The organism is Hyalangium sp., assembly GCF_035629615.1.
In the GTDB taxonomy this organism is placed as follows: domain Bacteria; phylum Myxococcota; class Myxococcia; order Myxococcales; family Myxococcaceae; genus Hyalangium.
On record NZ_DASPHO010000751.1, the window covers coordinates 1 to 10311 of the forward strand.

Annotated in this window: 7 protein-coding genes; 3 read left to right on the plus strand and 4 right to left on the minus strand. The window is 69.5% G+C overall.

The window, feature by feature from the left end; translation table 11 throughout:
• Both VD972_RS37550 and VD972_RS37555 read left to right on the plus strand, forming a co-directional pair.
• Window positions 1-935, plus strand: a 935-nt coding sequence (locus VD972_RS37550; RefSeq protein ID WP_324993638.1) for a M48 family metalloprotease, incomplete at its 5' end; no start/stop codon positions are given.
• A 133-nt stretch (window positions 936-1068) separates the two neighbouring features.
• Window positions 1069-3192: an alkaline phosphatase D family protein gene (locus VD972_RS37555; protein ID WP_324993639.1), complete on the plus strand. Its 2124-nt coding sequence runs from the start codon at window positions 1069-1071 to the stop codon at window positions 3190-3192.
• 264 nt (window positions 3193-3456) lie between these two features.
• Here VD972_RS37555 and VD972_RS37560 read toward each other — a convergent pair whose 3' ends face one another.
• Complete coding sequence (locus tag VD972_RS37560) at window positions 3457-3603, minus strand: hypothetical protein (RefSeq protein WP_324993640.1); 147 nt, start codon at window positions 3601-3603, stop codon at window positions 3457-3459.
• A gap of 28 nt (window positions 3604-3631) precedes the next feature.
• On the opposite strand from VD972_RS37560, the gene VD972_RS37565 reads away from it, so the two are divergent.
• Window positions 3632-5818: a hypothetical protein gene (locus VD972_RS37565; protein ID WP_324993641.1), complete on the plus strand. Its 2187-nt coding sequence runs from the start codon at window positions 3632-3634 to the stop codon at window positions 5816-5818.
• Between the two features lie 159 nt (window positions 5819-5977).
• Here the strand turns inward: VD972_RS37565 and VD972_RS37570 are convergent, their stop codons facing one another.
• Genes VD972_RS37570 through VD972_RS37580 form a run of 3 tightly spaced genes read right to left on the minus strand, consistent with a single transcriptional unit; the run spans window position 5978 to window position 10065 of the window.
• Window positions 5978-7144 carry an extensin-like protein gene (locus VD972_RS37570; RefSeq protein ID WP_324993642.1) on the minus strand — a complete coding sequence of 389 codons (1167 nt, stop codon included), beginning with the start codon at window positions 7142-7144 and terminating at the stop codon, window positions 5978-5980.
• A 49-nt stretch (window positions 7145-7193) separates the two neighbouring features.
• On the minus strand, window positions 7194-8168 hold the full coding sequence (locus VD972_RS37575; RefSeq protein ID WP_324993643.1) for a ParA family protein: 975 nt from the start codon (window positions 8166-8168) through the stop codon (window positions 7194-7196).
• Between the two features lie 40 nt (window positions 8169-8208).
• Window positions 8209-10065 (minus strand): HEAT repeat domain-containing protein, encoded by a 1857-nt coding sequence (locus tag VD972_RS37580; RefSeq protein ID WP_324993644.1) that lies wholly within the window; start codon window positions 10063-10065, stop codon window positions 8209-8211.
• Between the last annotated feature and the right edge of the window lie 246 nt (window positions 10066-10311).

Consider the following 10311-nt stretch of genomic DNA (forward strand, 5'->3'; position numbering starts at 1 on the left):
GACTGCTGACGCTGTCGTGCGCCCGTGTCGCCCGCACGATGGAGACCGTGGCCACCGGGAACAGGACTTCTCCCGAGTGCGAGCAGCTGAACGCCCCCGTCCCCATCGAGGAGGAGTACGCGCTGGGCGGCGCCGTGGCCCTCAACTGGGTGCAGCGCGGCGGCGGACTGCTTCCCGTGGACAAGACTCACGAGCCGCTCCTGCGCTACCTCAACATCGTCGGCCGGAACCTGGGCGCACAGTCTCCCCGGCCCACGCTGCAGTGGACCTTCGGCGTGCTCCAGAACGAGAAGGCCTTCGATGCGACGTCCGCGCCCGGCGGCTACGTCTTCGTGACCCTGGGGCTGCTCCAGGGCCTGGAGAACGAGGCGGAGCTCGCCGGAGTGCTCGCCCACGAGATCGCCCACATCACCAGCAAGCACGCCCTGACCCGGTACAACCAGGTCAAGGTCTCTCAGTGCAATGGGGGCAAGTTCGTCTCGGGATTCTCGCAGCTCTCCCAGAGAGCACTCCCGGGCGTGCAGGGGGCCGTGAACCGTGTGGCCGGCGCGCTGGACCTCGACCACGACATCGATCTGCTGGGCAACCTGGCAGGCGGCTTGATGGACAAGCTGGTCGCGCAAGGCTTCGGCGAGCACGACGAGTTCGACGCGGACGAGCAAGCCGTCCGCCTGCTCATCTCCGCCGGGTACAACCCGTGGGAGTACGTCCGGTTCATCGGAAAGATCCCCGACAGGGGCAACAGCTTCGGCAATCACCCCCAGAAGGTGGAGCGCGTGAAGAGGCTCGTCACGTTCCTCGAGCGCTCGGCTTCCCCCGCGCCTGGCGGTGAGGACTTCCCCGAGCTGGCCGCCAACCCCAAGGAGCTGGCGCAGCCTCCGCTGCCGCCCGAGTTCGCCTCCGTCAAAGGCGCCGTGGCTCGCGACAAGCCGTAGTCGCCTGCCCTTCACGGCGGGCCTCACCCTGGCCGCCTCCGCGGCTCGCCACTCCCCCATTTCCCCTCGTGACGCGCGGGCGGTACTCTGCGCGCGCCGGAGGCCCCTTGGCCCGGCCTTACTGGAGGATTCCTTGTCCCAGAAACTGCAACGCCGCACCATCCTGCAGTCCATCGTCGCGGTCGCGGCGACCACTGCCTTCGGATGCAGCGACGAAGAGACGACCGAACAGCAGGCGGAGCAGTCGCGCGCCTATTTCCCTCAGTCCGTGGCCTCCGGCGACCCGCGTCCCGACAGCGTGGTGCTGTGGACTCGCGCGGTGGACTCCGAGCACGGCGGAGACACGACGCTCACGCTCGAGGTCTCCCCGGACGAGAGCTTCGCCCAGGCCGTGGTCCAGGAGCAGGGCCTGAAGGCGCTGGCCGCGCATGACAACGCCCTCAAGGTGAAGGTGACGGGCCTGCAGCCGCGCACCACGTACTACTACCGCTTCATCTACGAGCACGATGGCGAGCGCTTCATCTCGCCGGTGGGCCGCACGAAGACGGCACCCGCGCCGGGTGACGACGTGCCGGTGAAGTTCGTGGTCGCCAGCTGCCAGGACTACGTGGGGCGCTACTTCAACGCCTGGCAGCGCCTCGTGCAGCTGGACGTGGACGTGGACGCCATCATCTTCCTGGGCGACTACATCTACGAGACGACAGGCGACCCGGCCTTCCAGTCCACCAACACCCTGCGCGAGGTGATCTTCAGCAAGCCCGAAGAGGCGCTGGTGCAGAAGACCGGCGTCTTCCAGTACTACGCCGCGCAGTCGCTCTCCAACTACCGCGACCTCTACAAGAACCTGCGCACGGACCCCATCATCCAGAAGGTCCACGAGCGCTACGCGTTCATCAACATGTGGGATGACCACGAGTTCTCCAACGACTGCTGGGGCTCGAACGCGACGTACACGAACGGGCGCCAGGTGGAGAAGCAGGACGAGCGGCGACGCTACGCGGAGCAGGCCTTCTTCGAGTACCTGCCCATCGACGCCGTGGGCGTCTCGTCCACGGGCACCATCGACGTGGACGCCGAGCCGAAGTACCCCAACACGCGCATCTACCGGGACTTCGACTACGGCAAGCACGCCAAGCTCATCGTCGCTGACTACCGCACCTACCGGCCGGACCACATCATCCCCGAGGACGCCTTCCCGGGCACGGTGGTGATGGACCAGGCGGTGCTCACGGCCGTCGGCGCGGCGCCGGCCTTCACCTCGGAGCTGTTCGCGTACGTGGATGTGGATGCGGTGGAGTACGCGCAGCACAAGGGCACGCTGCGGCAGGCGTATCTGGCGATCGCGGTCCAGGCCGGGCTGACGCAGCAGGAGGCCGCGGCGCAGGCGGACACCTGGGTGAAGGGCAAGCTGGCGCTGGCCTACATCAACCAGGTGCTGACGCAGGCCGGGGCCGCGGCGCTCGTCATCTCCCCGGCGGACAAGCCTCGGGGCCTGGCCTATGTGCACATGGGCAAGCTGAACCCGTTCGACGTCCGGGGCGTGCGCAACATCGTGGTGAAGGACACCTACGATCTGTATGCGGGCTACCGCTACGCGGCCACGCAGACGAGCAGCGAGAACGCGCTGGGCACCGAGCAGGAGACCTGGCTCAGGGACAAGGTGAAGAGCACCAACACCTGGAAGCTCATCGTCAGCTCCGTGTCCTTCTCCGCGCTGATACTGGATCTGCGCGCCAAGACGGACATCCCGGACCCCTCGCTGCGCCAGCGCTTCTACTTCACCACGGATCAGTGGGACGGCTTCCCCACGAAGAAGAAGGAGCTGCTCAAGTACGTGAAGGACAACTCGACCAACGCGGTCTTCCTCTCCGGCGACATCCACGCCTCGTTCGCCTCGGTGGAGGAGGGTGTCCCCACGCTGACGGCCCCGGCCATCTCGTCCGGCTCCATCAAGGAGGAGGCGGGCACGGCGGTGCTGGGCGCGGGCTTCGCGCAGGGCAGCCCCATCTACCGCTACATCGCCGCCGAGACGGACCAGACGCTGCAGGCGGCCAACCCCAACCTCGTCTTCTCGGAGTCTGATAGCCACGGCTTCGTGGTGGTGGAGGTGAAGCCCAACGAGCTGCTGGCGACCTACCACCTCATCCCCAGCTCCGAGGTCCACAAGGACTACACGAAGCGGACGACGACGGAGCTGCAGGGGAAGTTCAGCACGCAGACCCTCCGCGTGCAGGACGGCACCATCACCTCCGCGTAAACCGTTGGAACCTGGGGAGGCGCACAGGGTGCGCTGCGCCTCCCGGGCGGCTCCTTCGCGGCGCCACGTAAGGTTTCCGGCCCTCCACGTTCATTACGCGAGGCCGGTATTTCTGACCGTGGGCCCGAAGGAGCCGAAGATGGAGATCAGCGAGAGTGGACGTGGCCAGTGGGTTCCCAAGACCGAGCAGAATCTGGGCACCCCGCAGACTTCCCCAACCCCCAACACTTCCAAGCCGGCTCCTGCACCTCAGCGCACCTCGGCTCAGCGGAATGAGGAGGTGAGCAGCTTCGAGGCCTCCTCCGCGAAGCCTTCGTCGGCGAAGGCGAAGAAGCCAGTGCTGGCGCCCGCGGCCCCGAGCACTGCACCCAGCACCTCGGCGAGTGCCTCCACGAAGACCTCCCCGGGCACCTCTTCGGTGCCCTCCCAGCAGCGCGCCGTGAGCGACGCGGCCCTCGCGCGCCAGATCCCCGCCTCCCAGTTCAAGCCTCCCTCCGCGCCCAATGCGCCCGCGCGGACCTATACCCGCAACGTGATGGCCGATCTCGAGCGCAACAAGTCGGACCCGGCCTACGTGGCTGCCTACATGTCCGAGCTGCAGAAGCCGGGCTCGGCTCCGCAGAACCCCTCCTCGCTGGTGCGCTCGAACGCCTTGGGAATGGACCTGGTGGCGGAGCACCTCTTCGCGCACGGGCCGGCGGTAGAGCCGCTGCCGGGCCTGCCCCCTGCGGGGATGAAGCCCGAAGCGCACAAGGCGCTCGTGCAGAGCTCGCGTGAGCTCAAGCAGGACCAGGCCACCTTCGCCGCCGCGCTGACCTCCTCGCTGGATCGGGGAACGCTCTCGTACCGGGCGCTGGATCTCCGGGTGAACCGGCACGAGGCGGTCGCCGTCGGAGGAAAGGCCGGTCCCAATCCGTGGACCACCGTGGCCGACGCCATGTGCATCCCGAATCGTGATGTCTACGCCCGAGTGGACGCGACGGCCGCGCAGGTGAGTGTGGCCCAGGTGAAGCTCGCCGACGCCACGAGCAAGGCGGAGGAGGCTGACGAGCAGCTGGCCCTGGAGCTGGCGAGCTTCGGGGATGCGCTCACCGAACAGCAGGTGCAGCAGTACGTGAAGGCGTTCCACGCGGATCCCAAGCACAAGACGGTGTACGCGAACCAGGCCGCCGCCCAGCGTGAGCTCGCCGCGGTGTTCGAGCAGCACCCTGTGGAGGTGCTCGCAGCCATCTCTGACAGAGGACAGGCAGGGCCCGTCTTCGAGGGAATGAAGGCGCTTGCGGGCACGCCCGAGGCAGAGGCTGTGCTGCGCTTCGGCGCGCCGCTCGCGGCCGATCCCTTCGCTGTGAAGGCAATGAGCGGGTATGATCTCACCAACGAGGTGCTCGGCGAGTCGCTGCCGTTCTACGGCGCCTCGATGCTGGGCAAGCCTCCCGGGAGCGTGCGGCCGGAAGAGGTGCTGGCGCCGTGGAAGGGGCTGGTTGACCCTTCGGTGAACCTCGACGGAGCGCTGCGCAAGCTGTCCACGCTCAGCAGCACCCCGCCCCCGGGCAAGCTGCCCGGCCCCAACTTCCACGGCACCATGGACCCGCTCAAGGGCATCGCCGATGGGACGCTGAAGCCCTTCGAGGCCGACCTGCCGCCCTCCTTCGGGGACAAGTGGAACGCGCTCTCACTGCTCTACGCGGTGCATGGTGCGGGGACCTCCACTTCGCTCGACTCCCAGCTCAAGTGGCTCTCGGATGCGAGCTCGGCCACCGCGGCCCTTACGCCCTCGACCCTGAGGAGCGTTGCGGGTGCGCTCGCGGAGACGGGTAACTCCGCCAAGGCAGGCGGGGGGCCGCTGCTCCGTGGGGCCGCCAAGGTCGAGACCTTCAACAAGTTCGCGGGGCCGCTGCTGGGAGCCCTCTCGAGCGCGCTCTCCTACACGGGCCACCTCAAGGCCCCCGCGGGCACTGGGCGGAATCTGGGCCTGGCGGGCGATGCGCTGACCCTGACGGGGAGCCTGATGACGTTTGCCTCCGGGCTCGGGTATGCGGCGCTCGGTCCCTGGGGAGCAGGCCTCGTAGCGGTGGGCGGGCTGGTGTCGAGCACCGGAGACCTCATCGCCAACGACCAGGCGAACCGGGAATTGCGCAAGGCCCAGCGTGATCACCTGAGCGCCATCGGCCTGGGGGACTCGAACCTGATGGATGGGCTGCAGCATGCGGATCCGGACCAGATCCAGCTCCTGCGCCAGGGGCTGGGGCTCTCCGCGGAGCAGGTGCAGGAGGTCGCGCGGCTGGCGCCCTACAGCCTGTCCACCGCGGATGGGGTGACGCTCGCCCAGCGCGCCCAGACGCTGGGGCTGACCGGGGACCAGTTCCTCGGGCTGGTCCGCGCGGTAGAGGCCCACCCCGTGGAGGGCGATCCGGGCCGGAGCACGTACAACCTGGATCTCGCGCTCGGACACATGCCCCTCAGCACCGATGCGGAGCTCCGCGCCGAGCGCCGGGATCACCGGCAGGCTCGCACCGAACTCCTCGCGAGCCTGCGGGCCACCGCACAGACAGATCCCTCGCTCACCCCAGCGCTGCAGTACCTGGAGAGCCTCCCACAGGAGCGCATCCCTGGCGGCAGCCGCTGAGTCCCTCGAGCCTGATGCCCGGTAACCGCTCCGGGCGCAGCCCATGCCAACCTGTATGCTTGTCATACAGGTTCGTGCCGCGCCCCGCCGTGCCTCATGCTCAGCGACTGCCTCGGCGGACTGCCGCCCTGCCCTCTGGGCGAGCAGGAGCTGAACGGCTCAGCGGACCGAGGCCTGGCTGAGCGCGCGGTGCACCGCCTCCAGCGCCTTGCGTGCCTCGAGCAGCTCTGCGCGCTCGGCCGTGAGCGCCGCCACCTGCTGTGCCAGCACGTCGCGCTCGCTCTTCAGCGTGTCCACCGCGCGCTGCAGCGAGCCGGCCTCATCCTTGGCGCTCTCCAGCTCCGCCGCCAGCCGCTCCTCCTCGGACAGACTGTCGGCCAACGCCTTCTTCCCCTTGGCCACCTCCGTCTCCAGCTCCGCGCGCTCCGTGGCCGCCGCGTGCAGCGCCTGCCGAGACTCCTGCAGCGACAGCAGCGCCTCGTCTCGCTCGCCCTCCAGCGACGCCAGCTCGCGCTCCAGGTCGCCGAGCAGCTTCACTCGGGCTTCCATCTCTCCCGCCAGCCGCCGCGCCTCGTCCATCCTCAGGCGCGCCTCCTCCGTGGCCTTCTCCGACTGACGCCGTGCCGCCTCCAGCTCCTGCGTCAGCGACAGGTTCAGCCCCTTCATCCGGGTCAGCTCGGTCTGCAGCGCGTTGATGCGCTCCACCGCCCGCATCCCCGCCTCCGACACCGAGGCGGGCAGCGGCTCCTGGCGTGGATTCTCGCGCACCGCCTTGAGCCGCTCCTTGAGCCGCTCGCGCCGCGCATCCGCGTCCAGCTCCTCCACCGGCGTGGGCGGCGTCTGCACCTCGACCTCTGTCGCAGGCGCATTCCCATGGGCCACGGGCGCCGCCATGGGCGCTGCTACATGTGCCGCCACTGGTGCCACCATCACCTCGGCTGGCGCAGCGAGCACAGCGGCAGCCACCGGCTCGGGCTCCGCGGCCGTGACGCGCGGAGTGGCAGCCTCCACCCTCGGACCGAACACCTCGGTGTGCACGGCGGCCATCGCCTGGGCCTCGGGCGGAGACAAGGGCGCACGCAGCGCGGCGTCGATGGCCTCGGCGGCAGTAGGACGGGGGGCACGCGCACGCTCGATCCGGGCACGGACCTCGGCGGAGAGATCGGGCGCGGCGGGCGCGGGAGCCTCGGCGACAGCAGGCGCGGACGCTGCCTCGACGGCCTCGGCAGTCTCGCCGGTGTCGGAGGTTTCCAGGAGGCCCGTCAGCGCGCCGAGGCGGACACGCGGCTTGGCGCGGGACACGTTCTGTTCAAAGGCTTTCTTCATGGGCGGACAGGGAGCGAAGAAGGAGCGGAGAAGGAGGTAGGAGAAGAGATCAGCTGGCCTTGGTGGCCTTGGTGGCCTTGGTGGCCTTGGCGCCGGCCTTGGGCGAGCTGGCCGCCATGAGCGGCAGGACGTGGTCAATCATGGCCTGGATGTCGGTGGCGCCCTTGCAGTTCGGGTCGGCGACGAACACGGGGCGGCCCTCGCTGGAGGACAGCGCGAACTTGGTGCACTGCCGGATGATGGTCGGCAGCAGGTACTCGGGATAGTGCGTCTGCAGCGCCTCGAGCGCCTCCTTCGCCAGCTTGAAGGTGGCGTTGAAGGCGTTCACCACGATGAACACGTGGTCCAGCACGTGCTGCAGGTCCTCCTCCAGGCTCTGCACCGTCTCGAAGAGCAGCTTGAGCCCGTGGAAGGACAGGAAGTCGGCGAGCACCGGGACGAACAAGTCATTGGCCGCCATCAGCGCGTTGAGGTTGAGCAGGCCGAAAGACGGCGGCGCGTCGAAGACGATGACGTCGTACTGGGCCTCGACTTCCCGGAGCGCGTTGCGCAGCTTGAACTCGCGGCCGGCCATGGGCATCAGCGCCAGGTCCACCGTGGACATGCTCAGGTTGGAGGGCACGAAGTCCAGGTTGGGCAGCGTGGACTTCTGGATGACCTGGGCCAGGGGCGCCTTGCGCACCAGCACGTCCTGGAGCGTCTTCGCGTAGTCCTCGCCCTCGTAGCCCAGGCACTTGGTGGCGTGGCCCTGGCTGTCCAGGTCGACGAGGAGCACCGCATAGCCCAGCTCGGCCAGCCGCCACGCGTAGGAGCTGGAGAGGGACGTCTTGCCGGTGCCGCCCTTGAAGTTGAGGAAGAGCTGGCGGCGGTGGTTGATGACCGTCGGGTACTTCTGCAGCGTCGCGCGCAGCTCCCACAAGTCATCCGGGCTATAGGCGTCCTTCTTCAGCGCCTCGGAGAGCTCCTTCGCGGACACGCCGAGCATCTCGGCTACCTGCTTGGCTGTGTAGGTCGGAACTTCCATCGAGAACCCTTCGATCAATCCATGGGGCGGCGACGTGGCGTCATGCCACGAAGTATTTGTGTCCCCGCCGTATCACAGCGCCCCGCGCCAGCAGGAGCGTCAAGGCCTCCTGGGCCAGCTCCACGGGAGCGGAGAGCGCCGACGTCAATTCTCCCATCGATCGTCCCCGGATGGCCGCGCGGATGTCCGCCATCAGCGACGTGCAGAGCGCCTCCACCGGCGAGGGACCCGGGCGCGCCGCGGGGGTACTCAGCTCGGGCGCGGCGACCGCGGGGGTGGACCGGGTGCCCATGACAGCCAGGGCGGCGCGAACGGGGCCGGAGCGCTCGGGAGCGGAGGCCGGGACGGACCTCGCGAGCGTCGCCGCAGGGACGGGAGGCGGCTGCGCGGGAGCGACGCTCGCAGCCACCGGTGAAGCGGGAGCAGGCGGCGGCGTCACGGGCTTCGCGGCGGCAACGGGCGCGGGGGCGCGGGCCACGGCGGGAGCTGGGGAGACGGGCTCGACGGGAGCGGCCGCTGGCGCCGGGCGAGCCACGAGCGGCGCACGCACGGGCTGCACGGGCAGCGCGGCGAGCCGGCGGATCTCCCTGCGTCGCTGAGGCTCATCCAGCCCCACCATGGACGAGACATCCTGGCCGAGGATGCGCGAGAGGCTCTGCGCGGCGGCCTTGCGCACGCGGGGCTCGGAGTCCATGAGCGCCTCGAGCAGCAGCGTGCGGGCCCCCTCTCCATTGGCAGCGCCCAGCGCGAGCGCGGCCAGCGCGCGCACCTCCGGCACCGTGTCGTGGATGGCCTCCTCGCCGAGCCGCCGTGCCGCCGCGCCCTCCAGCCCCAGCGCCAGCAGCGAGGCCCGGCGGCGCACGGCGCGGTCCGGATCCTTCATCGCCTGGGCCAGATGCGGCGCGGCCTCGTCGGGCGCCAGCGAGAGCAGGGCCTTGAGCGCGGAGATGCGGACCTCCGCCACGGGTGACGCCAGGAGCGGCGAGACGACGGAGGCGCCCTCCCCGCGGCACAGTCCGGCGAACGTCTGCAGGAGCGCCACCTGCACGGCCGGATCCGTCTCGCCGTGCAGCGCGGTGGCCAGTGCGGGAGCGGCAGCGGGCAGGGCCAGGGACCTGAGGCGCTCCGCGGCACGGACGCGCGCGGCGGGATTCGCGGCGGACAGCTCTCGCACGGAGAAGCCGAACAGCGTCTCGTCCGCGCTCCCCACAGCCCCCATCTGCCCGGACAGCTCGGCGAGCTGCTGCGGGCTCACACCCAGCCGTCCCTCGAGGAACAAGCGCTGCGCCTGCTGCACCACCGGCGACGCCGCCACGACCGAGGCCACCTTGGGGGCCACCGCCGCCGCCACGGCGAACCCGTGCATCCCCGAGGGGAACAGGGGCTCGTCCCCATCCGGCACGGGCGGAGGTGGCCACTCATGAGCCTGCCTCGCGGCGACGGGCGGCGGAGTGCTGCGGATGACCGGGGCCTCCACCGCGGACGCAGCGGGCGAGCTCGACTGATTCAGCGCCTCGCTGCGCAGCTGCGAGATGAAGGACGCCAGGTCAATGCCGAGGTCATCGTCCACGTCATCGCGAGCGTGGTCCGAGGTGTGGATGCGGGTGGCATCGAGCAGCTTGCCCATGAGCTGCGTGCGCTCATCTCGCAGCGCCTTGTTGATGCGCGCCAGCTCGTCCCGCTCCGCGTGGGCGCGGTTGACGAGCACCTCCAGCTCGGCCTGCGCCCTCCGCGCGACGATCTCTCGCTGTCCCGTGTCGGCCAGCTCGCGCTTGAGACGATCGACCTCCTGCCGGGCCGCCTCCAGCTCACGGTGGAGCTGGTCCGCACGGGCCTCGAAGTAGACGATCTTTTCGAGTGCGCTCTTGAGCAGCGCGTCCGGACGCTCGTCACTCACGGCCTGAAGAGCCCTCCACCAAGGCGCTGGGTACCTCCCGGATGAAGCTGTCCTACAGCGGACACCTGACCACCTGGGGCACCGGGGCGGAGACCTTATGTCAGACCCGGATGGCAGGTAAACCCCCGAAATAGTTGGGGCTTTCTCCTGATCGCGCCACTGCCCCATTGACAACACCGCGCGGGCCGATTTTTCGGCCTCGGCGCGAACGGGAGGGGTGTGCGTCAGAGCCTGCGCTCGGGCCCT

Coding starts and splice junctions, on each gene's coding strand:
- VD972_RS37570 (WP_324993642.1), bottom strand. CDS start 7,144: ATGAAGAAAGCCTTTGAACAGAACGTGTCCCGCGCCAAGCCGCGTGTC.
- VD972_RS37575 (WP_324993643.1), bottom strand. CDS start 8,168: ATGGAAGTTCCGACCTACACAGCCAAGCAGGTAGCCGAGATGCTCGGC.